The organism is Parvularcula bermudensis HTCC2503, from assembly GCF_000152825.2.
GTDB lineage: Bacteria > Pseudomonadota > Alphaproteobacteria > Caulobacterales > Parvularculaceae > Parvularcula > Parvularcula bermudensis.
The window spans coordinates 326519-349853 of the sequence record NC_014414.1 but is presented as its reverse complement, the minus strand read 5'-3'; the positions used below and the strand labels follow the sequence as shown (position 1 = coordinate 349853).

Annotated in this window: 22 protein-coding genes; 7 read left to right on the top strand and 15 right to left on the bottom strand. The window is 61.9% G+C overall.

Features of this window, described 5'->3' with window-relative positions; genetic code table 11:
- Positions 1–45: 45 nt before the first annotated feature.
- The 7 genes from PB2503_RS01675 to PB2503_RS01645 all read right to left on the bottom strand — a co-directional run bounded on the left by PB2503_RS01675 (position 46) and on the right by PB2503_RS01645 (position 7088).
- Positions 46–270 carry a F0F1 ATP synthase subunit C gene (locus PB2503_RS01675; RefSeq protein WP_013299480.1) on the bottom strand — a complete coding sequence of 75 codons (225 nt, stop codon included), beginning with the start codon at positions 268–270 and terminating at the stop codon, positions 46–48.
- 57 nt (positions 271–327) lie between these two features.
- Positions 328–1125, bottom strand: a complete 798-nt coding sequence (locus tag PB2503_RS01670; protein ID WP_041535119.1) for a F0F1 ATP synthase subunit A — start codon at positions 1123–1125, stop codon at positions 328–330.
- Between the two features lie 50 nt (positions 1126–1175).
- Positions 1176–1505, bottom strand: a complete 330-nt coding sequence (locus tag PB2503_RS01665; RefSeq protein WP_148235153.1) for an AtpZ/AtpI family protein — start codon at positions 1503–1505, stop codon at positions 1176–1178.
- A 121-nt stretch (positions 1506–1626) separates the two neighbouring features.
- The gene (locus PB2503_RS01660; RefSeq protein WP_013299477.1) at positions 1627–2094 is read right to left on the bottom strand and encodes a YtoQ family protein; all 468 of its coding nucleotides are present in this window, start codon (positions 2092–2094) and stop codon (positions 1627–1629) included.
- Between the two features lie 119 nt (positions 2095–2213).
- A complete protein-coding gene (gene smc, locus PB2503_RS01655; protein ID WP_013299476.1) occupies positions 2214–5687 on the bottom strand; it encodes a chromosome segregation protein SMC in 3474 nt (1157 codons plus the stop codon).
- A gap of 141 nt (positions 5688–5828) precedes the next feature.
- Positions 5829–6518, bottom strand: a complete 690-nt coding sequence (locus tag PB2503_RS01650; protein WP_013299475.1) for a DsbA family protein — start codon at positions 6516–6518, stop codon at positions 5829–5831.
- 84 nt (positions 6519–6602) lie between these two features.
- The gene (locus tag PB2503_RS01645; protein WP_013299474.1) at positions 6603–7088 is read right to left on the bottom strand and encodes a DciA family protein; all 486 of its coding nucleotides are present in this window, start codon (positions 7086–7088) and stop codon (positions 6603–6605) included.
- Positions 7089–7130: 42 nt separating this feature from the next.
- On the opposite strand from PB2503_RS01645, the gene PB2503_RS01640 reads away from it, so the two are divergent.
- Positions 7131–8189, top strand: coding sequence for an A/G-specific adenine glycosylase (locus PB2503_RS01640; protein WP_013299473.1), 1059 nt, complete (start codon positions 7131–7133; stop codon positions 8187–8189).
- Here PB2503_RS01640 and PB2503_RS01635 read toward each other — a convergent pair.
- From PB2503_RS01635 to PB2503_RS01625, 3 genes are all read right to left on the bottom strand, one after another.
- A complete protein-coding gene (locus PB2503_RS01635; RefSeq protein WP_041534854.1) occupies positions 8184–9299 on the bottom strand; it encodes a site-specific DNA-methyltransferase in 1116 nt (371 codons plus the stop codon). The two genes, PB2503_RS01640 and PB2503_RS01635, sit on opposite strands and share 6 nt — an antisense overlap.
- Positions 9300–9368: 69 nt before the next feature.
- Positions 9369–9998: a ribonuclease HII gene (locus PB2503_RS01630; protein WP_013299471.1), complete on the bottom strand. Its 630-nt coding sequence runs from the start codon at positions 9996–9998 to the stop codon at positions 9369–9371.
- Positions 9999–10076: 78 nt separating this feature from the next.
- Positions 10077–11174, bottom strand: a complete 1098-nt coding sequence (locus PB2503_RS01625; protein ID WP_049782022.1) for a PA0069 family radical SAM protein — start codon at positions 11172–11174, stop codon at positions 10077–10079.
- Positions 11175–11267: 93 nt separating this feature from the next.
- Between PB2503_RS01625 and PB2503_RS01620 the strand changes: the two genes are divergently transcribed.
- A complete protein-coding gene (locus tag PB2503_RS01620) occupies positions 11268–12032 on the top strand; it encodes a TIGR04283 family arsenosugar biosynthesis glycosyltransferase (RefSeq protein WP_083811098.1) in 765 nt (254 codons plus the stop codon).
- Positions 12022–12675, top strand: a complete 654-nt coding sequence (locus PB2503_RS01615) for a TIGR04282 family arsenosugar biosynthesis glycosyltransferase (RefSeq protein WP_238525796.1) — start codon at positions 12022–12024, stop codon at positions 12673–12675. Before PB2503_RS01620 ends, PB2503_RS01615 begins: the two co-directional genes overlap by 11 nt.
- On the opposite strand, the gene PB2503_RS01610 is transcribed toward PB2503_RS01615, so the two are convergent.
- The 3 genes from PB2503_RS01610 to PB2503_RS01600 form a co-directional block, all read right to left on the bottom strand.
- A complete protein-coding gene (locus PB2503_RS01610) occupies positions 12626–13444 on the bottom strand; it encodes a DUF547 domain-containing protein (RefSeq protein ID WP_013299467.1) in 819 nt (272 codons plus the stop codon). The genes PB2503_RS01615 and PB2503_RS01610 overlap by 50 nt on opposite strands.
- Before the next feature lie 99 nt (positions 13445–13543).
- Positions 13544–14230 carry a DUF1013 domain-containing protein gene (locus PB2503_RS01605; protein ID WP_013299466.1) on the bottom strand — a complete coding sequence of 229 codons (687 nt, stop codon included), beginning with the start codon at positions 14228–14230 and terminating at the stop codon, positions 13544–13546.
- Between the two features lie 179 nt (positions 14231–14409).
- A complete protein-coding gene (locus PB2503_RS01600) occupies positions 14410–15393 on the bottom strand; it encodes an NAD(P)H-quinone oxidoreductase (protein ID WP_013299465.1) in 984 nt (327 codons plus the stop codon).
- Between the two features lie 132 nt (positions 15394–15525).
- Here PB2503_RS01600 and PB2503_RS01595 point away from each other — a divergent pair, with 132 nt between their 5' ends.
- The 4 genes from PB2503_RS01595 to PB2503_RS01580 all read left to right on the top strand — a co-directional run bounded on the left by PB2503_RS01595 (position 15526) and on the right by PB2503_RS01580 (position 20423).
- Positions 15526–17397: an ATP-binding protein gene (locus tag PB2503_RS01595; RefSeq protein ID WP_013299464.1), complete on the top strand. Its 1872-nt coding sequence runs from the start codon at positions 15526–15528 to the stop codon at positions 17395–17397.
- Positions 17394–18413, top strand: coding sequence for a PstS family phosphate ABC transporter substrate-binding protein (locus PB2503_RS01590; RefSeq protein WP_013299463.1), 1020 nt, complete (start codon positions 17394–17396; stop codon positions 18411–18413). Before PB2503_RS01595 ends, PB2503_RS01590 begins: the two co-directional genes overlap by 4 nt.
- 145 nt (positions 18414–18558) lie before the next feature.
- Entirely contained in the window at positions 18559–19101 is a 543-nt protein-coding gene (gene rcdA / locus PB2503_RS01585) for a protease adaptor protein RcdA (RefSeq protein ID WP_013299462.1), read from the top strand.
- A 122-nt stretch (positions 19102–19223) separates the two neighbouring features.
- Positions 19224–20423: an acetyl-CoA C-acyltransferase gene (locus PB2503_RS01580; RefSeq protein ID WP_013299461.1), complete on the top strand. Its 1200-nt coding sequence runs from the start codon at positions 19224–19226 to the stop codon at positions 20421–20423.
- A 113-nt stretch (positions 20424–20536) separates the two neighbouring features.
- On the opposite strand, the gene PB2503_RS01575 is transcribed toward PB2503_RS01580, so the two are convergent.
- Both PB2503_RS01575 and PB2503_RS01570 read right to left on the bottom strand, forming a co-directional pair.
- On the bottom strand, positions 20537–20980 hold the full coding sequence (locus PB2503_RS01575) for a DUF2147 domain-containing protein (RefSeq protein ID WP_013299460.1): 444 nt from the start codon (positions 20978–20980) through the stop codon (positions 20537–20539).
- Positions 20981–21095: 115 nt separating this feature from the next.
- The gene (locus PB2503_RS01570) at positions 21096–23261 is read right to left on the bottom strand and encodes a M13 family metallopeptidase (protein ID WP_013299459.1); all 2166 of its coding nucleotides are present in this window, start codon (positions 23259–23261) and stop codon (positions 21096–21098) included.
- Positions 23262–23335 lie beyond the last annotated feature (74 nt).

Genomic DNA, 23335 nt, shown 5'->3' with positions numbered 1-23335 from the left:
CCGGTCCGATACCCATGGACACGGACCGGCGCAATTTCGCGGGAATTAGCTGAACAGGATCAGGAAGGCGATGACGAGGGCGAACAGGCCCGTCGCTTCGGTCAGCGCGAAGGCAATGTAGAACTGGGTGTTGAGGCCGGCCGTCGCGGAAGGGTTCCGGAAGGCGCCTTGCATGAAGTTGCCGAACAGAATGCCAAGGCCGAGGCCGACACCGAGAAGGGGCAGAACCGCAAGGCCCGCACCGATGAATTTTGCTGCTTCAGCGTCCATGGGAAGTCTCCATTTAAATGTGCGACGCCGATCCCTCGGACGCCGCGGGCTACGAGGTCAGTGGTGGCTCGGATGCAGGGCGTCCGACAGGTAAATGCAGCTCAAGACTGCAAAGACGAAGGCCTGGAGGAAGGCAACCAGCAACTCCAGGAAAAAGACGATCACAATCCCGAAAAACGGAATGATGGAAATCACCGCGAGGGCGCCGCCGGCCCCAAACAGCGTCACGACGAAACCGGCGAACACTTTCAACACAATGTGTCCGGCCAGCATATTCGCAAACAGTCGGACCCCAAGGCTGATCGGGCGGGATAGAAACGACACCACCTCAATCGGCACGATCAACGGCATCAGCAGAAGGGGAATGCCGCTCGGCGCGAAGAGCTTCAGGAAGCCAAGACCATTTTTCATAAAGCCGATGACGACCACAATTCCCACCGATAGCGATGCGAGGGCGAAGGTCACGATGATGTGGCTGGTCGGCGTGAAGACGTGCAGCCCCTCAGGGGTGCCGGGAATTGTGGGCAACAGCCCAAGGATATTGGCGAGGAAAATGAAGACGAAGAGCGTAAAAATATAGGGAAAGAGGGCCCGACCCTCATCCCCGACCGCATCGCGCAGCATTTTGGCCACGAATTCATAGGTCATTTCGCCCAGGGACTGCATCCCACCCGGCACAAGCTGCAGACGGCGGGTCGCCAAGGTCAGCAGGAGCGTGGCCATGCCCACGGCGATGAACATCCACACCGTCGAGTTGGTGATCGAGATGTCGAAGGGCTCGCCGCTGATCGGCAGCCGGATGAGGCGGATGATCTCGAATTGCTCGAGGGGCCCGGCGGCCCGCAAGGGGGCCATCAGCGGATGTCCCATCAGCGGCGACAATAGCTCGACCAGCATTCCGCTCATCAGCGACCCCTATCCTCGTTCTCGCCATCGGTCGGCGTCAGCATTCGCATCATCCCGCGAATGCCGGCGGCGAAGCCGACGGCCATGCCAATAATCAAGCCGATGACCTTGCCGCCGAGAAGAAGCCCCAGCCCGTAGCCAAGCCCCGTCCCCACCAGTGTAGCCACCACGAATTCGATCGCTGCGTTAAGGCCCCGCCCCGCCGCCCCTGTATGGGTCGAGGACGGCTCCACCGGTTTGCGGTCGAGCCCGGCCCGTTCTCGGGCACCCCTAATCCGCTCATCCAACTCCGAAGGGGAGAGAGGATCGGTTTTGTCGGTCTCGTCCATGGCGAATCCGGTGAGGAGAACCCCCACGCAACATCGAATGTCGCGAGGCTCTAACCATCCTGTTTCTCACCGTCAACTGGCCGCCGAGCGAGGATATTGCACTGCAAAGACAGCCGGCTGGTCAGTCCGTATATCCGGCAAGGCGACCATTGATGACATAGTCGAGAATCTCGACGATTTGGTCCGACGTTTCAGCGACGGCGAGGGCGGCGGCATCGACTTCCTTGAGGGGATGGATGAGATCGGGCCCATGATTGACGATCAGGGGCTTTCCGAGAGCCGCGGCGACGCCGGCATCGAAGGCGGCGTTCCATTGGCGGTATTTATCGCCGAACCGCACAATCACAATATCGGCGGCTTTGATCAGGGTCTGGGTTCTGATTGCGTTGAGCTGGGCCCCCTTACGATCATGCCAGACCTTGCTGTCCTCCGAGCCGAGGATCGCAACGCCGCAATCGTCCGAGGCGGGGTGGTCGGTCACGGGAGCGGAAAAGACGACGGGCAGGGCGCGCGCCTTGGCCCCTGCGGCAATGTCATCGCGCCAATCGGTGTGAATTTCCCCGGAAAGATAAATTGTCCAGGTTCTCATATCTGCCTCCCAACGGTTGATTCTTGCCTCCTAGGCCGCGCATCGTCGGTGGAAAAGGGATGTCGGGCGGGCCGGCAAGGCGCCACCTTATTGGGGGGGCTCCGCCGGGCCAGGCCCGCTTAGGCGGCGAGCTTTTCGGCCTGTTCGAGATCCACGGAGACGAGCTGGCTGACCCCCCGTTCTATCATCGTCACCCCGTAGAGGCGGTCCATGCGCGACATGGTGAGGGGGTGGTGCGTGATCGCGATGAAGCGGGTTTCCGTCTCCGCCGCCATTTTCGCCAACATGGCGCAAAAACGATCCGTATTGGCATCGTCGAGGGGGGCATCGACCTCGTCAAGGACACAGACCGGCGCAGGGTTCGCCTTGAAGACCGCGAAGATCAGCGCCGTCGCGGTCAACGCCTGCTCGCCACCGGACATCAAGGACATTGAGGTCAACTTCTTGCCCGGCGGAGAGGCGAAGATGTCGAGACCGGCTTCGAGCGGGTCGTCGGAGTCAACGAGCCGCAATTCCGCTGATCCACCGCCGAACAGATCGCTAAACAGCGCCTGAAAATTTGTATTCACCGTTTTAAAGGCGTCCAGGAGACGCTGGCGGCCATCGCGGTTGAGGCTCCCGATGGCGCCACGCAATTTGGCGATCGCCTCCTCGCAATCGGCGCGCTCCCGCGTGATGTCGGACAACCGATCGTCGATTTCGGTCATTTCCTGCTCGGCGCAGAGATTGACCCCGCCCATGCTATCCCGATCTCTCTTCAGCTTGTCGACTTTCTCTTCGAGGGTCGTCTGATCGGGGAGGGGGGTATCGGGGTCGTGCCCCGCGACCGTCAATAAGCCGTCGGGGTCCCCTTCGTGAAGCTCATGGGCGCGACTGGCCATTTCGCTCAGTCGGTCACGGGCCGCATCGCGGAGGGCTTCCTCGCGGGCCTTCACCTCCCGCGCGACACTGACCGCCTCGGCGGTGAGGCGGGCGGCGGCATCGGCCTGTTCTTGTAGGGCGAGCGCTTCGGCCAGGGCATCGGCGGCCCGGCGTCGGTCCGCCTCGGCGCGGTCGACGGCTTCGAAGAGAGAGGTGCGCCGCGTTGCCAGATCTTCGGGCCGCCGCTCGGCTGCCGCTAACTGGTCGACCAGGGCATTAAGAGTATCACTGACCGATCCGGTGCGATCGACGGCGGTGGCCGCTCGCCGCTCCCAGCCCTCTTTGTCGGCGATGAGTTGCGTTAACCGGGCCTGACGGGAATCCCGATCCCGCTGGAGATCGGCGCGTTGCCCCCGGAGACGGCCGAGGGCCTGGCGCGCCTGATCGCGCTCGCTATTGAGCCGACCGAGTTGAGCCCCCGCCGCGTCAAGATCTGGCAGGCTGTCAAGAGCCGTTTGAGCGGTTTGCAGGGCTTGGGTGGCGCTTTGAAGGCGGGCCGCCGCTTCATTCCGTCGGGCGAGAAGCGCCTCTCCCTTCGCTGCCCGCCGCTCGGCCTCCGCCGCTTGTTTGGCGAGGGCACGTTCCGCGGTGAGCCGTTCCCGATCAGCGGCTTCGGCCCGGCTCCTCGCCGTCGCCAGGGACGCCTTGAGGTCGGTCACGATATGGCGCGCGTCGGCAAAGGCACTCTCGGCGTCATCGCGCGCGGTGAAGGCCGCGGCCAGGGCGGTTTCCTTTTCGGCCAGTTCCCTCTTGCGTTCCAGCCACAGGGCTTCGGCGGTCTTCGCCCCGGCCTTGGCCACATAGCCATCCCACCGCCAGATGTCGCCGACAGTGCTCACCAGGCATTGGCCGGGCACAAGATGCTGGGCGAGGTCGGGGCCCGCTTCGGGGGAGACCACGCCAATCATCGCCAGACGCCGATGCAACAGATCAGGCGCGCTAACCTCGTCTGCAAGGGGGGTCGCCCCGGCAGGAAGAGAAGGCAGATCCGCTGGCATTGCGCCGAGGGCCGACCAATAGCGATCCGCCTCCGGATCATCCCCCAGGGCCAGCGCTTCGGGAAGGGCGGCAGCGAAGGCCGTCTCGACGCCAGGGGCGACACTGATCCGGTCGGCGAGACTCACCCCTTCGGGCTCACTCTGCTTCAAGATGCGGGTCAGCGTATCGACTTCGGCTTGCAGGGCATTGGTGGCGGCCCGGGCCTGGTCGCGCGGATCACTGAGGGCATCGGCGGCCGCTTCCGCCTCGGCAAGGTCGGCGCGCAACCGCTCCCGCTCGGTGGTGGCGGCCGTCAAGGCGGTTTCCGCGGTCGCGAGGGCACTCTTCAGGGGGGCGTCGTCCTCGCCCGCCGCGTCGCTTTCAAACTGCGCGAGGTCGTCGCGAAGGCGCGCCAGCTCTGCCTCTGCCGACTGTTGGGCCCGCGTTGCGGCCTCCACCCGGCTGACATTCGCGCTGCGTTCGGCTTTCGCGTCGGTGTACTGGGCCTGCGCCGCCGCTGCTGCCTTCTCCGCCGCCGAGAAGGCGGTCTCCGCTTCGGTGACTTTGGTGCCGAGGGCGGCCAGCGCCTCGGTCTCCGCCGCCGCGCCCGCCTCAAGGGCGGCGACATCCGCGGCAATGCGGTCGAGCGCCTCCGCGGCGTCGGCCCCAAGATCCCGCTCCCGCACCAGCGCCTGATCGAGACGGTCTTTCTCGGCCCGCAATCGCTCGATTTCCTCTTCGGCGCGGATCAGCTCCCGCTCATAGGTCTCCTGCTCCACCGTGAGGCGATGGAGGGCTGCCGCCGCTTCCGCGTCGGTTTTACGCAAAGCAGGAAGGGCCTCATGGGCTCGTTCTCTCTCCGCCGTTGCACTGGCGGCCGCCCGGGCGGCCTCTTCAAGCTGCCGGCGCGTCCCTTCGAGTTGGGCATTGGCGCCCTCAAGGGCGTCGCGCGCGTCAGCCCATCGCGAATAGGCCAGCAGGGCTTCTGTCTTTTTGAGGTTCTCTGAGAGGGTGCGATAGCGGACGGCCTGGCGCGCCTGCCGGGCCAATTGCCCACGCTGTTGCTCAAGCTCCCCCAAAACATCGTCCAGTCGTTCGAGATTTTGCGATGCGCCTTTGAGACGCAATTCCGCTTCATGACGCCGGGTATAGAGCCCCGCGACCCCCGCGGCCTCTTCAAGAAATTTGCGCCGGTTCTCCGGCTTCGCATTGATCAGGTCCGAGACCTGCCCCTGCCGGACCAGAGCGGGGGAGTTCGCGCCGGTGGCCCCGTCAGCGAACAGCAATTGTACGTCCTTGGCCCGGACTTCCTTGCCGTTGATCCGATAGGTTGATTGGGTCCCCTCCGCCTTCTTCGTGATCCGGCGGGAGACTTCGATCAGTGGTTGGTCGTTATAGGCATCGGGGGCGGTTCGAGTCTCATTGCCGATTTGGAGGGCAACCTCCGCCCATTGCCGCGGCGGACGACCGGTGCGTTCCGCCGTCCCGGAGCCTGCGAAGATGACATCCTCCATGCCGCCCGCGCGTAGCGCCTTGGCCGAGGTCGCTCCCATGACCCATCGCAAGGCTTCGAGCAGATTGGATTTGCCACATCCATTCGGGCCGACGATCCCGGTCAGTCCCGGCCGAATTTCAAAATCGGTCGGCTCGACAAAGGATTTGAAGCCGGTCAGTCGCAGTCGCTGAAATTCCATTCACCGCCCTTTTTCGGTCCGAGCGATCTTCGCGAAGATAAGCTTCTCGTAAGACGGCTAAACGAATCCTTAACGTCGCGACTATCGCCTGATTCCGATCGGGGGCCACCCTCCCGCGAGGGGGCGCCAAAGGGCCGGCGATCAGCCCTGGCGGGCGGCCAGGGCCCGCTCGATGGCCTCGCTCATGGTTTCACTGCCGCGATTCCAGTCAAGTTCCTCATCATCGACGATAAAAGTCGGTGTCGAATTGACCCCGTGCGCCTCCACGCCTTCGAGGACATTGGCCTTCACGGCGCTGCGAATATCCTCGCGTCGGAAACAGGTCTCAAGTTCCTGACGGTCGATCCCCGCTTGAGCGGCAATGTTTTCGAGGACATCGCCGGGATTGTCGCCATAGGCCCATTCACGCTGCCGCGCGTAGAGCGTGTCGAGCATCGCAAAATAGGCGACGGGACCGCGATCCGTTGCGGCGCAACGGGCGGTGTAAAAGCCTGCATAGGCCAAGTTTTGCGGCGCGGTCGGAAACTCACGATAAATAAAGCGCACTTTACCCGTGTCGATATATTTCTCTTTGATTTCCGGAAAATACTGAGCGTGGAAAGCGGCGCAGGCGGGGCAGGTGACGCTGGCATATTCGATGATCGTCAGGGGTGCCTCTTCGGACCCAAGGGCCATGGTCGCCCCCGCCAGGCTGCCTTCGGGGGCGGCGAGGGTCTGCGATTGAGAGGCCGATGTCTCCCCCTCAGCCGTCGCGTTTTCCTGTGCGCCACCGCCGCAGCCGGAAAGCACCCCCGCCAGTAATACCACCCAAACACCAACCAGCCTGTACATTCTGCCACCTCATGTCGCCTAGCTGGGGGAAACTTGCCGAACTTATGCCCGCTGACAAGTGAACCCTTTGCGAGGCCGGTGCGGTCAAGGGCTGTCGGTTTCGCTGAGGGCTTTTCTGAGGGCGGCGAGGGCCTCCTCGGTCGTGGCGGCAGAGCCCACGGAGAAGGGGGGCCTGTCCACCTGAGGGTCGGTCATGCGGCGCGAGCGCCAGCGCGTCGGCTCAGCCCGGCGACCGGTCTGCTCGATCACCAAACGGGTGATGGGGCGTCCGACATGCCGGCTCGCTTTCGCCAAAATATTGCCCTGGGCGTAGTGGACCTGTGTCGCCGCGCCGCCATGGGGAACGTCCACATGGAGCACGAAGGCGCCGCGGTTCTTTTTCAAGCGCACCGGTCGGCACAGCGCCTCCAAGTCGGGGCCGACAATATCCGCCCAATAGGTCACGATCGCCGGGTCGATGATCCCCGCCTTCTTGGCCAGATCCGCGAGCAAATCACCGGTTTGACGGCGGAGCGTCGGGGCGCTGGGGCGCACGCCCTTCGTCTTGACCGGCGGCGGGGGGAAGGGCACGCGACACTCCTTCTTCAGATTGGTCTTTCAATCGTGACGACAATGACGCGCTCGGACAAGACGGCATTCTCAACATCCCTTTTGGAGTGGTATGATCGTCACGCGCGGCAGCTGCCCTGGCGGATCAGCCCCGCGGCCTCGCGAGCGGGGGTGCGTCCGGACCCCTATCGGGTGTGGCTGTCGGAAATCATGCTGCAACAAACCACCGTCGCCACCGTCACACCGCGCTTCGCCGCCTTTGTTCAGCGGTGGGACGGCTTTCCGGCATTGGCTGAGGCACCACTGGAAGAGGTGCTGGGCGAATGGGCGGGCCTTGGCTATTACAGCCGGGCCCGGAATCTCCATGCCTGCGCAAAGGTCGTGACACGTCTGCACGATGGTCAATTGCCAGCCAGCGAATCCGCCCTCAAGGACCTCCCCGGAATTGGTCCGTACACCGCTGCCGCCATTGCGGCGATTGCCTTCGACCGGCGCGCGGTGGTGGTGGATGGCAATGTTGAAAGGATCATGGTGCGACAGGCCGCGATTGAGCGACCGATCAAAGAGGCGAAGGCGGCGATTTATGCGCTGGCCGCCGAGGTCGTTCCCGATCGGCGCGGCGGCGATTATGCCCAAGCCTTGATGGATCTTGGGGCGACGATTTGTCGGCCGCGACGCCCCGACTGTCTGTTATGTCCGGTCCGCTCGTCCTGTCGCGCCCATGCCCTGGGGCTCGAAGCCCAGCTGCCGGTGAAGCCCCCAAAGAAAAAGCGGCCAACGCGGCGCGGTATTATCTATGTGGGGATTGGGCCAAGGGGCTGTGTCCTCAGCGAGACGCGTCCGGCAAAGGGGCTCTTCGGCGGCATGCGGGGTCTGCCGGGGTCGGCATGGACCGAAGAGGGCGGCGATGAGGAGGGCGCGCCCTTTGAAGCGGACTGGCAATGCGCGGGGCGGATCAGCCATACGCTGACCCATTTTCATCTCGAGCTCGATGTCAAATGGGCCCCGACGGAGGGGGCGCCGGCGCCTTTCTTCTGGACACCGATCGCCGAGCATGGCGCATTTCCCACCCTCTTTCGCAAAGCGGCGGTCGCCGCCCTAAGCGCGGCTGGGGAGCTATGAGGCCATAGAGGCCATTTGTGCCCTGACGGTCTGGCGGAGCGTGTCGATCGGCAATAAGCGCCCCTGGCGTTCGACATGCCAGAACGTCCAGCCATTGCAGGAGGGGGCATTTTGCAAATGGGCCCCGATTTTGTGGATCGATCCCGTCGCGCCGGGGGTCGCAAGAGAACCATCGGCTTTCACCTTGGCCCGATATCGGCGCTTTGCGCAATAAAGAACCGTACCCGGAGAAAGAAGGCCGTCTTCGACCAGGCGGCCGAAGGGGATGCGGGCCTCGCGCCGGGGGGAAGGCATGGGGGTCACCATTTCCGCCGCCTCCGGCTCAATGGCCGCAATGCGCTCAGCCGCGGCGTCGATATAGGCCGCCTCCCGCTCAATGCCGATATAATGACGGCCTAGGCGCTTTGCCACCGCCCCGGTCGTGCCGGTGCCGAAAAACGGATCGAGGACCAGGTCGCCTGGATTGGTTGTGCCCAACAGGATGCGATGAAGGAGCGCCTCCGGCTTTTGGGTTGGGTGCAGCTTTTTCCCGCCATTCTTCAACCGCTCTTGCCCGGTGCAAAGCGGAAATGTCCAATCGCTCCGCATCTGGAGGTCATCATTCGCCGTCTTCAGGCTGTGATAGTTGAAAGTGGGCCGTGACTCCTTGCCTCGCGCTGCCCAGATCAGCGTCTCATGCGCATTCTGAAGACGGGTGCCGCGGAAATTCGGCATCGGATTGGTTTTGACCCAGACCACATCGTTCTGGATCCAATATTCAAGATCCTGGATGATCGAGCCTAGGCGGAAGATATTATGATAAGTCCCGATGACCCATATTGCGCCATCGGGTTTAAGAAGGCGCCGCGCCTCGGACAGCCATGCCCGGCAAAAGGCATCGTATGCCGCGAAGGATCCAAATTGATCCCAGGCATCGTTGACCCCGTCGACCGTGCTCTGATCGGGGCGCGTCAAGCCGTCCCCAAGCTGGAGGTTGTAGGGCGGATCAGCGAAGATCAAATCGACCGATCCATCGGGGATCATTTTCATCCGTGTAAGGCAATCGCCTTGGAGAATGGTGTCCTTCAACTGACGCACGCGCGACCTCCTGCGACAAGGGCGTGGCGCCATAAGCGAGGTTTAACCCTAAGGGCACGTAAATGCCGCGCAAATCATCTGTTAACGAACATAAAAGAAGCGTTACGATGCATGCCGGTCGTCAAGGGCCGCAATCGGCGCGAAGGAATGCCGATGATGCGCGGAGGGGCCGATTTCTTCGAGGGCGGCGCGGTGAACAGGGGCGGGGTAGCCCTTGTTCGCAGACCAACGATAGGCCGGGTGCTCAGGGCAAAGGGATCGCATGATGCGGTCGCGCGTGACCTTCGCAACAATCGATGCGGCGGCGATGACCAGGCAGGAGCCATCCCCTTTGACGATCGGTCGAATGTCTGGGCATGGCAGGGCGGGGGCGTAATTGCCGTCGACGAGTGCGCCGAGGGGGGGGGAAGGCAGGGCCTTGACCGCTCGAGCCATGGCCAGCCAGTTCGCCTTTCCCACCCCCATCCGGTCGATCTCCGCAACGCTTGCCACCCCTACGCCGACGCGCAAATCCTGACGGGCCGACAAGAGGTCGAAGAGGTGCTCCCGCCGGGCTTCGCGGAGGGTTTTCGAATCCGCAAGGTCCTCGGGATAGGCCTTCACGTCACCGCAGATGACCGCCGCCGCCACCACAGGGCCCGCCCAGGCGCCGCGTCCCGCCTCGTCGATCCCACAGATGGGACCGCCGATTTCGTCGGCGAAGGCTAATTCCGTATCGGCGCTTGCGTTCATTCCAGCATCCTAGCGCGCTTGGTCGCGCAATGCGTCGGCTGTGGATAAAACGCGTTCCCAGCGCCATTCGGCGCTTGTCTAGGCGAAGAGATCGGCTTGCGCTCTTGGCGGCTTCGGCGGGCAGAACAAATCGGTTCGAAGCGGCGGAAAGTTCTGAAAGCCAAGACGTCGATAGGCGGCGGCAAATCGCTGGGCGACCAAAAGCGCTACTGGATTTTTGGGACCATCACCTCGCGACCAATTCACATCATAAAGCCGCCCCCCATTCATCGATTTGATGTGTCCGATCACCCGGTCATAGCGATGAGGCGTATAGGCCTTCAGCCATTCCTGAAACAGGTCCGCCACTTCGATCGGCAGGCGGATGAGGGTATAGGCGGCGAAGGTGGCCCCCTTGTCCCGCGCCTTTTCCATCAACGCTTCGAGCTCATGATCGGACAGCCCCGGAATGAGCGGGCCGTGCATCACCCCGGTGGGAATGCCCGCTTGGGCGAGGCCCTCTAAAGCGGCGAAGCGCTTGTCGGGGCGCGGGCATCGAGGTTCCATCGTGCGGGCGAGCCGCGCGTCTTGCGTCGTGATCGACAGCATGGCCCGCACCAACCCTTTCTTCGCCATAGGCCCGAGGATGTCGAGGTCGCGCAGGATCAGATCCGACTTTGTGAGTATAGATACTGGATGATTGTACGAGGACAACACCTTCAAGACCTCGCGCATGATCAGCAATCGGCGCTCGGTTGGCTGATAAGGATCGGTATTGGTGCCGATGGCGATCGGCCGGATCTGATATCGCTTGGATGAGAGCTCCTTTTTCAGGAGGGTGGCGGCCTCCGGCTTCGCAAATAGGCGGCTTTCAAAATCGATCCCCGGCGACAATCCCATATAGGCATGGGACGGGCGGGCGAAACAGTAGATGCAGCCATGCTCACAACCGCGATAGGGATTGATCGACCGATCAAACCCGACATAGGGGCTGTCATTATACGTTATAATGCGCCGGGCGGGCTCCATCTGCACAATCGTTTTGGGGCGATCGGGCGGGGTGTCGTGCCAGCCATCGTCAACCGTCTCGCGGCTTTCTTTCTCATACCGTCCACTGACATTCGAACGGGCGCCGCGACCTCGACCGCTTGCCGGCCGGTGGGGTGAAAAAGGGGGGGATATGGCACGATCGGTCATCTTTCGACGATGCCCGGCGAGCCAGAACAAATCAAGAACATTTTATTCCCACCGCGCTGTCACCTTCGTGCTAGAGAACCCGAAGACATGTCCATGATTTCCGTTGTTATCCCTACGCTGAACGCGGCGCCTCACCTGGCCGGCCCCCTATGCTCGCTGGTCGAGGGGATGTGCCAGGGCCTTATCAAGGAGGTGATCGTCAGTGACGGGGGGTCGGACGATGGTACGAGCGATATTGCCGAGGGGGTCGGGGCTCGGCTTGTGGTCGGGGCTGCGGGACGCGGCGCGCAATTGGCCAGGGGGGCGGCGGTGGCCCGGGGGGCCTGGTTGCTTTTCCTTCACGCTGACACCCAGCTTGCGCCGGGGTGGGAGCGGGTGGCCGAGCGTCATATGCAAGAGAGTTACGAACGGGTCGCTGGGGTGTTCCGTTTACGGTTCGACCGGCCGGGGCTGCGACCGGCACTTGTGGCGATGGGGGCCAATTTACGCACGGCCCTTTTCAAGCGGCCCTATGGCGATCAGGGCCTTTTGATCGCGCGGCGGCATTATGACGATATTGGCGGGTTCGCGCCGCTGCCGCTGTTCGAAGATGTCGATTTCATTCAGCGGCTCGTCGAGCGCGGTGGCCGTCGCGCCCTTAGGGGGCTGCCCATCACGGCGATCACAGCCGCCGATCGCTATGAGGCCGAGGGTTATTTCCGGCGGGTGGGACGAAATGCGGCCCTTAGGAGAGCGTATCGTCGGGGCGTCCCCCCCACAGACCTTGCGGAGCGTTACTATGCCCCTTCCCCGACCCGTCTTGATCCTTATGGCAAAGCCGCCGCTCATCGGGCGCGTCAAGACACGCTTGGCCCGTGATATCGGCGCGGTGTCGGCCGTCGGTTTTTATCGATGGTCCGTCCACAGATTGCTGACCCGGCTCGCCCGCCCCCGTCAATGGCGGTTGGTCCTGGCGGTGAATGAGCGCGCCGCTCGGCGATATGCATGCTGGCCCGCCGGGACGGTCGAGCGATGCGCGCAAGGGAGGGGGAATCTTGGCGACCGGATTGGCCATGTCTGCGCTCAATTCGGTGCGGCGCCCTGTGTCGTGATCGGTACAGACAGCCCACAGATCGACCCCTGGCTGATCGAGCGCGCCTTTGCGGCCCTTGGCGGCCATGACGCGGTTTTCGGGCCAGCGGAAGACGGCGGCTATTGGGCGATTGGCGTCAACCACGGAGCGGCCCTGCCGGATCTTTCCGCGGTCAGATGGTCAACCCCTAAGGCCCTCGAAGACAGTTTGGCCGCCTTTCGGGCGCAGGCACGGATCGCCACCCTCCCCACGCTGGTCGATGTCGATGACGCTGCCAGCTATCGACAGCTCGTCCAGCAATATGGCCCTCTTCGCCACGGTCCGATGCCCCCCCAAGCAAGGGAGGCGGGCCGCGGGCTGAGGGGAGAAAAAGCAGCCTTTAGCGGTCGTTCAAAGACCAATCATAGGCGTAGTCGTCGATATCGGTGACATCGCTGAGCGCTTCGGCCTTTGCGCCGGTGGCGTAAGCTCTCACATGGTCGAGAACACCGTCTTCGGAACCGCCGAAATCCTCCTGGAACCATTTATAGATCGAGGAGGCGGTCACCTCACCGTCTTCGATCCGAAGGCCGCGGGGATGGGCGATATAGGCGCGGGCGGCACTATCGAGATCGGTATCGAGGGTTTCTGCCGTCCACGGACTGGATTTGAGATTTGGGCAGCCAATGGACGCACAGTTGAAGGCGTAGTGAACGCGCGGCTCGTCATAGGTCGCACGTACGGTATCGTGCTCGATATTATCCAGGCTGAGCTTTCGGCCCTCGACGGTCACGACTTTCTGTTTCCACGGCCCGCCGAGCGGGTTGGTGAACGACCGGCCGATATCTTTGATCGACGTCACCGGATAATGGTCGAGGACAATATCGAGGGTTTTCGCGTTATAGAGATTGAACCAATAGGCGAGGGCCTCATCGCGACTGAAGGTGCTGGGGGACAAGCCCGCCAAATCCGCAATATAGGTCTTGAGGACTTGATGGTCCGCCGCCGTTACCGCCCCGTATTCCACAAGCGCGATCCCGTCCTCCATGCTGATATACCGGGATAGAAAGGAGGCATAGGGCGCGTTGATCTCACTCATCGCGCTGACGGACGCGGCGGATGGCGAGGTGGAGGACACAGCGGGGGCACTGACCGCTTGGGCGGCCCAGGCACCAAGACCCAAGCTGACCCCGGCGAGGGCGAGATGACGAACGACCATAGTGATATCCCTTTCGCGGTGAACACTCACCTCTTCGGGCGCAGGGGGCGCCGGGTTACGTCGCCCGTTGAGATCCGTAGCGTGCCCCGGGGGAGGATATCAGCTGTCTTCCTCGTCCTTGTCGCTGAAATTTGCGAAGATCTTGTCGATATCCGGTGCCGCCTCTGGCGCCTCGGGCGCTTCTTCTTCTCCGCGTTCGGTTTCGGCGGCGGGGGCAAGGCTATCCCCCTCGCTCAACCGTCCTGCCTCCTGCATGGCGGCTCGTTTCTCGGCGGCTTTGCTGACCGCCATGTCGAGGTCGAACTGCGAACACAGGCCGAGGGCCACAGGGTCCTGGGGTTCGAGATTGCTTGAGTTCCAATGCGTCTTGTTGCGGATCGCTTGAATCGTCGTCTTGGTGGTGCCGAGCAATTTCACGATCTGGGCGTCCGGCACCTCAGGATGGTGGCGCACAATCCAGGCGATCGCATTTGGCCGCTCCTGCCGACGAGACAGCGGGGTGTAGCGGGGGGCTTTCTTCTTTGGCGGAGCGACGATGGTTTTGGGCTTGGACAGCTTCATCCGATAGTCTTCGTCCGCTTCGGCCTTTTCGATTTCTTCGCGGGTCAGTTGGTGCTGGGTAATCGGATCGATCCCGCGCACACCGGACGCCACGTCTCCATCGGCGATCCCTTTCACCTCAAGGGTGTGAAGGCCGCAGAAATCGGCAATCTGCTCGAATGTCAGCCCGGTATTGTCGATCAGCCAGACGGCCGTCGCTTTGGGCATAAGAGGTTTGTCAGCCATCAGTCTTTCTCCCTTATCCGCCTTTCCCTATCGACGTGGAGCCGCGAGCTGGCTCCGTGGTCAGAGCCGGCACCGCGACGACCTCAATGTAAGGGAGAAGGCGCGAAACCTATCTCACGCCCTTAGGCCCGCTTCACCGAGGGGGCAAGAGTGAGCTTATCAGCCCCCCAGCGGTAGGGTTAGGGCGCGGCAGCGCCGTCAACGCTCAAGACGATTTTACCGATATGGTGATCGTCGAGGCGACGATGGGCATCGGCCGCCTCAGCCAGGGGAAAGACGCTGTCGATGACCGGTCGCACCGTCCCCTCGGCGATCATCGGGAGAACGTGCTGGGCGATCGCGGCTGTCAGCCGCGCTTTCTCTTCGTCCGAGCGGCTGCGCAGGGTCGACCCGGTGAGGTGAAGCCGCCGGGTCATCACTAAGGGGATCGGAATGGTAGCTTTTGCGCCGCCGAGAAACGCAATCGAGACATGGCGCCCCCCAATCGCCAGCAGGCCGAGATTCTTGGCAACGTAATCGCCGCCGATCATGTCGAGGACGATGTCCATGGGCGGTTCGGTGCTCAACGCCGCCGCCCAGTCTTCTTGTCGATAATCATAGCAGCGAACGGCCCCAAGGGCTTCGGCCGCGCGACAGCGATCGGCGGTGCCCGCTGTCCCCCAAATAAACGCTCCATAGGCGGTCGCGAGCCGGATCGCCATCGTCCCAATGCCGGAGGTCAGGCCATGGACGAGGACCCGCGCGCCCTCAACCAACTGCCCCGCTTCGATTAAATTCGCGAAGACGGTGAAAAGGGTCTCCGGCATCGCCGCGGCCTCGACGAAAGAGAGGTCATCGGGCAGCGGAAGAATGTGTCGCGCATCGACGGCAACGGTCTCGGCGTAGCCGCCGCCGGGCAGGAGGGCCATCACCCTTGTGCCGAGAGGCGGCGAGGTGACCCCTTCTCCATGGCCGCTGACCGTGCCGGCGATTTCGAGGCCGGGCAGGGGGCTTGCCCCCTTTGGCGGGGGATAGAGGCCCTGGCGCTGAAGGGCATCGGGTCGATTGACCCCGGCGGCGGCGACCGCGACCAGAATTTGCCCAGGTCCGGGCAGGGGGGCGGGTCTATCGGCTGGGACCAAGGCCTCAGGTCCTCCAGGGGAGGTAATCGCAATGCAACGCATTCAAAACCTTTGTAAATTTGGAGAAAATGCCGAAATCATTCAAATCTTATCATGTAAACAACGATGTATTTTAACCGGTTGATGACGACACTTCGCTAATAATTGAGTTCTGATCTGGGCATATAGGATTCAATGGCTGAGGCGTCGACGCAGTTACGGGCATCGTTTGATCGCCGCTATTTGCTGGCGATCGCGCTGTTGACGGCTGCCGCGGTGGCGAATTTCACGCTGTCCTATATCATGGCGAGCCTCGATACCGACCGCGCCCATGTGTTTAATCTGGTGACCGCGCAGGAAACCGGAGCGCAGCGCGTGGCGAATCTGGCCTCCAACCTCATCGACCCCAATGCCGCAGAAGACATCGCCGCCACGAGGGAGGCCCTGCGCACCACAATCGACCGTATGCGGGATGTTCACGAGACGTTGATCGGCAAGGGGGCGGGGAAAGAGCGTATCGCCCGCTATATCGAGCCGCTCGATGACATTTTCGGCAGTGGCCGGGGGAGTTTCGAAGGCCGGATTCGCGACTTTTTCGAAAACGCAGAAACCATTGCTCAAGGGGGCGGTCTATCCGATGCGCAACGTGCCCTCGCCGTGGCGGTTATCGACGATGCCGATTCGATCCTTCGCACGCATAATCTCATGGCTCTGGTGCTTGAGGAGAAAGCGCGGCAACAAAATAGGTTCGAGAAACTGCTGCATGTTGGGGCGCTCGTCTCAATGTGTCTGGCGCTGTGCCTCGTCACGATTTTCATTTTCCGACCGATGGCCAGTTCCATCGAAAAGGCGGTCGACAATCTCGAAGGCGCCAAGGCAACGGCGCGCCACGCCGAAGAGGCGGCAACCCAGGCCAACCGAGCGCGCGGCGACTTTCTGCAAGCGGCCTCGCACGAGTTGAAGACCCCGCTCAACGCCATCCTCGGCATGACCGACGCGATCCGTGACAAGAAGGTCAAAGGGATCGAGGTCGAGCTCGAACAGATCATCGCGGCGGGGGATCATCTTCTGACGATCCTCAATAATATTCTCGACACGCACCGCCTGTCGGAAGGGAAGTTGAAGCTTGAGCATCGTGACTTCAGCTTAAGCGAGGCCATCGCCGGCCCTCTCGCCCGTGCCCGGGCGGCCGCCCTTGCGAAGGGGATCGATTTTCAGGTGGAGAACAAACTGCCCGCCGATCTCAGCGTGGTGGGGGATGCGCGCCGTATCGAGCAGGTGGTGACCAATCTTCTCGACAATGCCGTGAAATTCACCGAAAACGGATCAGTCAAATTCGACGCCGGCATTTCGGCGGAAAAGGACAAGCTCGCCGACATCTACATGAAGATCGTCGATACCGGCATCGGTATCGAGCAGGAGAGGTTGCGGCAGATCTTTGAACGGTTCTCCACGGAGGGGTCGATGTTGACCCGGAATGGGGGCCTTGGGGTCGGGCTTGCTCTGGCGCGGGAAATCGTCCGCTCCATGGGAGGCGAGATCGAGGTCAAATCCGATATCGGTCTTGGGACGAGTTTTGCCGTTCACATTCCGATGCCGGTGAGTAATGAGCCGCATCAATCGGCCCCAGCAAATCCGGCGAGCGACCGTAACATCCACGAGAATAACGGACGCCCCCTGAATATATTGATCGTCGATGATAATCTCGCGAACCGAATGGTCGCCGAGGCGTTGGTGAAACCGCTTGGCGCCACTACGCAGTCTGCGGCCGATGGCCGCCAAGCCGTCGATATGGCGAGCAAGGAGCGTTTCGATATCATCTTTATGGACATCTCAATGCCGGTGATGGACGGGATGACGGCAACGAAGATGATCAGGGCCTCCGACGGGCCCAATGCGCAAACGCCGATCGTGGCGCTCACCGCTCATATGGGCACGGCTGAGTGGGACGAGATCCGCCGCGCCGGGCTCGACGACATCCTCAATAAGCCGGTTCGCCGCGATATGATCGTGAAATGCCTGGATAAATGGACGAAGGCGCCTGTGGATGAGGCCATCTCCGCATGATCAAGCGCGTGGTGATTTGTTTGGCGGCGCTGACGCTGACCGCCGGGTTCGGGGCCGGGCTCGAACGGGTCGAGATTGCTGGTGCCACCTCGGTGACCCCCTTCGCTGAGGTGGTCCAGAAAATCCTGCATGACGACATCCTCGTGACCCTCAATCAACGCGGGTCCACCAGGGGGCTGCGGCAGTTATGTGAAAAGGCATCCGTACCGACCGTTGTGCTGTCCTCCCATCGGGTGACGGCGGAGACGTTGGACCGGTGCCGCGTCCATGGCTTTGACTGGCTGCGAGAGATCAAGGTGGCCCGATACGGCCTCGTCTTGGCCCAGAATGCCTCGACGTCTCCGCTCGAATTAACGACGCGGGATTTGTTCTTGGCGTTGGGCGCGCGGACGCCCCTATCGGATCAAGATTGCACTTTACTGACCAACAATCGGACCTCGTGGTCTGCGGTTCGTTCCTCGCTTCCGGCGCGCCCCATCCTGATGATCGGCCCCGCCCAGGGCACGGATCGCTTCAATGACTTCGTCGATTTGGCCCTGAGGGACGGCGCGCGGAGCTTTCCTTGCCTTGCGACGCTTGAGGTCAAGGCCCCGCAGATTTTCGACCGGGCGGTCAAGGTGCGGAACGACCAGCATTGGGTTGTGGCCGGCGACGACGAGGGCGCGGTCGCTGGGGTGTTGCGCCATCTGCCCCATGGATTGGCGCTGTTCGGTTGGTCATCGCTTATCGGCACGGATGAGCTTGCCATCCTGCCGCTCAATGGTGTCCATCCCACGACCTCGACCATTGCCGATCGAACGTACCCACTGACCCAGGATTTTTATCTCTACACCGCCGAAGCTCATCTGGGTGAGGAGAGTGCGGTCAGACGAGTGGTTGAGCCCTTCGTCAATCTCGGCGAGACGAGCCCCGGCGGCCGCCTGTTTGAGATTGGTTTTGTCCCTCCGAGGGATAGTGAGCTTTCTTATCTCGTGAATGTAGCCTCAGGCGAGCGATCTGCCGCTCTATCTCCCTAAAGCTGCGTTTTCACGAACGCGGTTAAATTCCCTAACGCGTGGCATGGGCGTTGCTCGTCCAAGCCAAGGTATTTTAGGCGGTGTACTGGTTCGCCAGCCATGTTTATGCTGTTATTTCCGTGGCAGCCGATGGGGATTGATGAGAATGATGACAGTGATCGGCGCGGACCGCGCAACCCAAGAGGCGGGGGAGGGGCGTTTGGCGCCGTTCGTGCGATCGAAAGTGTTCACCAATCTCTTCGCCCAAGGCATGGAACTGGTTGAGGAGACCGCCGGCTATCTCGACAATACCGGTCGGGCCGCGGCGCGGGAACTCAGCCGAGAGGCACAGATGACATATGCTGGGGTCTCGATGCGGTTGACGACCCGGCTGATGCAAATCGCCTCCTGGCTTCTCGTCCTTCGGGCGGTTCGCGACGGCGAAATGTCCGAAGATGAGGCCGCGGACGAGAAATATCGCGTCGGTCCCGCCGAGCCTGGCGGCAAGTCCGCGACGGATGTGGATGTGCTGCCCGAAGAATTGCTTGAGCTGATTGCGGAGACCGATACCCTCTACACCCGCATTCGGCGCCTCGACCACGACCTCTTTGACGATGCGGCCGGCCGGGACAGCCATGCGGGGGATGCCCAGACCCGTCTCGCCGCCTTGCAGCAGGCCTTTGGCGATCGCGAGAATTCCCCGTCCTAAGGTTCCATCATTGCCTTTCGGCAGGTCAATTTCTCGACACCCCGTGACATTGTTGTCCATAGTTCGCTAGGCGCGACTCCTATCTTAAGGCCTCATCAGAGGCGGGCAGACAGGAGTGACCTATGAGAGAAGCCGTAATCGTTTCCTTTGCGCGGACGCCAATTGGCAAGGCCTATCGTGGCGCGTTCAATAATACGGGTGCGACCGAACTTGCCGGCCACGCCCTCAAACACGCCGTGGACCGCGCCAAAATTGACCCCGAACGTATTGAAGACGTCGTGATGGGCGAGGCGATGCAGTACAATACCGGCGGGTTCAATCTTGGTCGCAACGCCGCGCTGAGGGCGGGTTTGCCCATGAGCGTCCCGGGCCAGACCATGGATCGGCAATGCGGATCGGGTATGATGGCAATCGCCACCGCCGCCAAACAGATCATCGCCGATAACATGGATGTCTGTGCCGCGGGGGGCGCTGAGTCGATTTCGACCAACCAAGGGCCGAAAATGCCCACGGTGATGCCCAACCCTTGGCTCCTAGAGCATATTCCCCAGACCTATATGACGATGATCGAGACGGCGGAGATCGTGTCAGATCGTTACGATATCAAACGCGAATTGCAGGACGAATACGGGTATCAATCCCAGCAACGGACGGCCGCGGCCCAGGAGGCCGGATATTTCGACGACGAGATCGTCCCCATGTCCTCCGTGATGATCCGCAAGGATAAGGAGACCGGGGAAACCTCCCAACAGGAGGTGACCCTTGAGAAGGACGAGGGCAATCGCCCGCAGACCACGCTGGAAGGGCTGAACGGCCTCTCCCCCGTGTTCAAAGGGGGCCAACGGGTCAAGGAAGGGAGCTATATCACCGCGGGGAACGCCTCCCAGCTTTCGGATGGCGCGGCCGCGGTGGTCCTGATGGAGCGAAAGGCGGCGGAGCAGGCGGGACTCGAGCCCTTGGGGGCCTATCGCGGCATGGCCGTTGCCGGCACGGACCCCGATGAGATGGGGATCGGACCCGTCTTTGCGATTCCGAAGCTGCTTGAGAAAAACGGTCTCAGCATCGACGATATTGGCCTTTGGGAGTTGAACGAGGCCTTTGCGTGCCAGGTCGTCTATTGTCGCGATAAACTCGGGATCCCCAATGATCGCCTGAACGTCGATGGGGGCGCGATTTCGGTGGGCCATCCCTATGGCATGTCCGGGGCCCGAATGGTCGGGCACGCGCTCTTGGCCGGCAAACGCCTCGGCGCCAAATACATCGTGTCCACCATGTGTGTCGGTGGGGGCCAGGGCGCGGCGGGCCTGTTCGAGGTCTACTGACCTTCAGCGGCTAGAGACGTATCGATCGACCGGTGTGATGGATACGTCTCTTAAGTCTTTGCTTCAGCGCATTTTCTTCACGCGAACCCGTTTCCCCTTCGCAGTCGAAATGCTCACTCCCCAAGGAGGGCGCGATCGGCGGCGGTCCAGATGAGGCCGCGGCAGATCGGGCCCACACATCCTTTGACCTCAAGGCGTTGCGCGTCGAGCCGTTCGAGTAAAGCGCGGTAGGTATGTCCGTTTTCGGGATTGTAGATGGCGCCATTGGTCCATCTCTCCCCATTCGCTTCGAACCCGTGCAGCAGGACCCTTCCCTCAAGGGGCGTATCCTTGAGGCCCGGATCCGCGTTGTGTCGGTCGCGTCGCAGGTGGTCGCCGTCTGTGTCGATCCAGACAACCTTTCCGCAAGGGGTTCCGTCGCCGCAGTCCTCGATCTTGATGATGCTGGCTTTGTCCGGCGTGAACCAATGCCCCGAGACATTGTCGAGAGCAGATTCTGCACGCGGTGTTCCCGCGGTCATCGCCATGGCGACCACCATCCCTGCCGAGATACTCATAATGCCCGACCCTCCTGCACGGGGAGGGTGGCAAATTTTCGTCACGACGGCGACAACAAAAATGCCCTATGGGCAAAATTGTAATGGGAAAGCCGTTACTTACCGCACTGCAATGTTACCAGATCTCGACGCGCTGATCGACGGGCAGGAAGAGGTCATCCTCTTCCGTCACGGTGAAGGCCTCGTACCAAGGGGTCATGTTCCGCACCACGCCATTGGTCCGATATTCGGAGGGCGAATGGGGATCAGTCACCAGGCGACGTTTCAACTCGTCCTCGCGATATTTCCGCTTCCAGACCTGTCCCCACGCCATGAAGAACCGCTGGTCACCTGTGAAGCCGTCAAGAACCTCCGGCTCCTCGCCGTTGAGTGACAATCGGTAGGCGTCATAGGCCATCGTGACCCCGCCCAAATCGCCGATATTCTCTCCCATGGTCAATTCGGCATTGATGAAATGACCATTGAGGGGGGAATAGCCGCCATATTGCTTGCCAAGCTTTTCGGCCAAGGCATCGAAACGCGCGGCATCCTCTTCGGTCCACCAGTCCCGCTGGAGGCCGGTGCCATCGGCCTTGCGGCCCTGATCATCGAACCCGTGGCCGATCTCGTGCCCGATCACAGCGCCGATGCCGCCGTAATTGACCGCAGGATCAGCATGCGGATCGAAAAACGGCGCCTGGAGGATGGCGGCAGGAAAGACGATCTCATTACGGTTCCGGGAATAATACGCATTGACCGTTTGCGGGGTCATGAACCATTCGGTCTTGTCGATCGGCTGACCGAGCTTGCCGATCATCTCTTCGAACTCAAACCGCTGTGCCCGTCGGGCATTCCCAAACGCATCCCCCGGCTTGATCTCGAGCGCTTCGTAATCGGTCCACTTGTCGGGATAACCGATTTTCGTTGTGAAGCTGGCCAGCTTGGCTCGCGCTTCGTCCTTGGTGGCCTCGCCCATCCAGTCGAGGGCGTCGAGGCGCTGTGAAAAGGCGGTCTTCAGATTTTCGACGAGCTGCTGCATCTGCGCTTTGGACTCAGGGGGAAAATAGCGCTCGACATAGATCTGTCCTACCGCTTCACCCATCGCGCCGTTCACTGCTTGCACCCCTCGCTTCCATCGGGCCCGCTGTTCGGGCGTTCCGGACAGCGTGCGACCGTAGAAATCGAAGACTTGCGCGTCGACGTCCGAGGGCAGAACATCAGCATTCTCGATCAGGGCGTGTACGGCGAGATAATCCGCCCAGACGGCCACAGGGGTGTCGGCGAAGATCGCGGCTGAGGCCTTGATGGCATCGTTTTCTCGCACAACAAATTCGTCTTGCTGGCCTATCCCCGCAATGTCAAAGCTGTCCGACCACGGAAAGCCCGGGGCGTAGTCGCCGAGCTCGGCGAGGGTGTAGAGGTTGTAGGTAAGATCGGCGTTCCGCCGTTTGGCGGGGTCCCAATGGGCGTCGGCCAGCTTCTCCTCAAGGGCATAAACGGCGGCCGCACGGTCGGCGACGTCGCCCTCCGTCACGGTTACACCGAGGCCGTTCTCTGCAAGGGCCCGGTCAGCAGTGGCGACCATTTGCACCAGGAAGTCCTGATAGGCTTCGCGTTGCTCGGCAAATTCGTCCTTGACGTAATAGTCCTTGTTGGGAAGGCCTAACCCCGATTGGGTGAGATAGACGATATATCGATCAGGTTGCTTATTATCGACATCCACATAGAAGACGAAGGGAGAATTGCTGCCGGCATCGATATCCGCGAAGGCAGCGGCGATGTCGGCGTGGTCTTCTAACGCGGCATAGGTTTCGATTTGGCCCGCAATGGGGGCCAGACCTTTGGCGTCGATGCCGTCGCGATCGACGAAGCTTGCGAAGTAATCGCCGATCTTTTGACTGATCGATCCGGCTTCGCTCTCGGTGGCAGCCGCGCTTTCAATGATATCGCGCACCCGCGCCTCGGACCGTTCGAACAGGACCGTAAAGGCGCCGTAATTAGAAAATTCGGCAGGAATTTCGAACCCTTCGAGCCAGCTGCCATTGACGTAGCGAAAGAAGTCGTCGCCGGGATCGACGCTCACATCCATCGCTGTCAGGTCGATGCCCCACGCGCCCAACTCGGGGCCGTCAGGCTGGCCCGCGGACGGGGTGACCATATCGGGGGCCGAGGTCCCCTCGGGCGTCATGGATAAGGCCTCATCCGTCGCTATTGGCACTTGCGGCTCTTGGGAGCTTTCCCCCCCACAGGCGGCGAGAACCAAAAGGGAGGAGAGCATCAGCGACGAATGGCGGCGAACCATGGCAGTATTCCTTGGGTACTTGACGAATTGTTCGACCCTAGCGGCTCGGACGCGGAGGGGAAGAGGCAGGAAGC

Bases quoted from the DNA above. Each gene is read 5' to 3' on its own strand.
- PB2503_RS01580 (WP_013299461.1), top strand. From the start codon at position 19,224: ATGAGAGAAGCCGTAATCGTTTCCTTTGCGCGGACGCCAATTGGCAAG.
- PB2503_RS01570 (WP_013299459.1), bottom strand. From the start codon at position 23,261: ATGGTTCGCCGCCATTCGTCGCTGATGCTCTCCTCCCTTTTGGTTCTC.
- PB2503_RS01675 (WP_013299480.1), bottom strand. From the start codon at position 270: ATGGACGCTGAAGCAGCAAAATTCATCGGTGCGGGCCTTGCGGTTCTG.
- PB2503_RS01630 (WP_013299471.1), bottom strand. From the start codon at position 9,998: ATGAACGCAAGCGCCGATACGGAATTAGCCTTCGCCGACGAAATCGGC.
- PB2503_RS01590 (WP_013299463.1), top strand. From the start codon at position 17,394: ATGATCAAGCGCGTGGTGATTTGTTTGGCGGCGCTGACGCTGACCGCC.
- PB2503_RS01625 (WP_049782022.1), bottom strand. From the start codon at position 11,174: ATGACCGATCGTGCCATATCCCCCCCTTTTTCACCCCACCGGCCGGCA.
- PB2503_RS01610 (WP_013299467.1), bottom strand. From the start codon at position 13,444: ATGGTCGTTCGTCATCTCGCCCTCGCCGGGGTCAGCTTGGGTCTTGGT.
- PB2503_RS01575 (WP_013299460.1), bottom strand. From the start codon at position 20,980: ATGAGTATCTCGGCAGGGATGGTGGTCGCCATGGCGATGACCGCGGGA.
- PB2503_RS01640 (WP_013299473.1), top strand. From the start codon at position 7,131: ATGACGCGCTCGGACAAGACGGCATTCTCAACATCCCTTTTGGAGTGG.
- PB2503_RS01665 (WP_148235153.1), bottom strand. From the start codon at position 1,505: ATGGACGAGACCGACAAAACCGATCCTCTCTCCCCTTCGGAGTTGGAT.
- PB2503_RS01635 (WP_041534854.1), bottom strand. From the start codon at position 9,299: ATGGCGCCACGCCCTTGTCGCAGGAGGTCGCGCGTGCGTCAGTTGAAG.
- PB2503_RS01650 (WP_013299475.1), bottom strand. From the start codon at position 6,518: ATGTACAGGCTGGTTGGTGTTTGGGTGGTATTACTGGCGGGGGTGCTT.
- PB2503_RS01660 (WP_013299477.1), bottom strand. From the start codon at position 2,094: ATGAGAACCTGGACAATTTATCTTTCCGGGGAAATTCACACCGATTGG.
- PB2503_RS01605 (WP_013299466.1), bottom strand. From the start codon at position 14,230: ATGGCTGACAAACCTCTTATGCCCAAAGCGACGGCCGTCTGGCTGATC.
- smc (WP_013299476.1), bottom strand. From the start codon at position 5,687: ATGGAATTTCAGCGACTGCGACTGACCGGCTTCAAATCCTTTGTCGAG.
- PB2503_RS01595 (WP_013299464.1), top strand. From the start codon at position 15,526: ATGGCTGAGGCGTCGACGCAGTTACGGGCATCGTTTGATCGCCGCTAT.
- PB2503_RS01620 (WP_083811098.1), top strand. From the start codon at position 11,268: ATGATTTCCGTTGTTATCCCTACGCTGAACGCGGCGCCTCACCTGGCC.
- PB2503_RS01670 (WP_041535119.1), bottom strand. From the start codon at position 1,125: ATGGCCCCCTTGCGGGCCGCCGGGCCCCTCGAGCAATTCGAGATCATC.
- PB2503_RS01600 (WP_013299465.1), bottom strand. From the start codon at position 15,393: ATGCGTTGCATTGCGATTACCTCCCCTGGAGGACCTGAGGCCTTGGTC.
- rcdA (WP_013299462.1), top strand. From the start codon at position 18,559: ATGATGACAGTGATCGGCGCGGACCGCGCAACCCAAGAGGCGGGGGAG.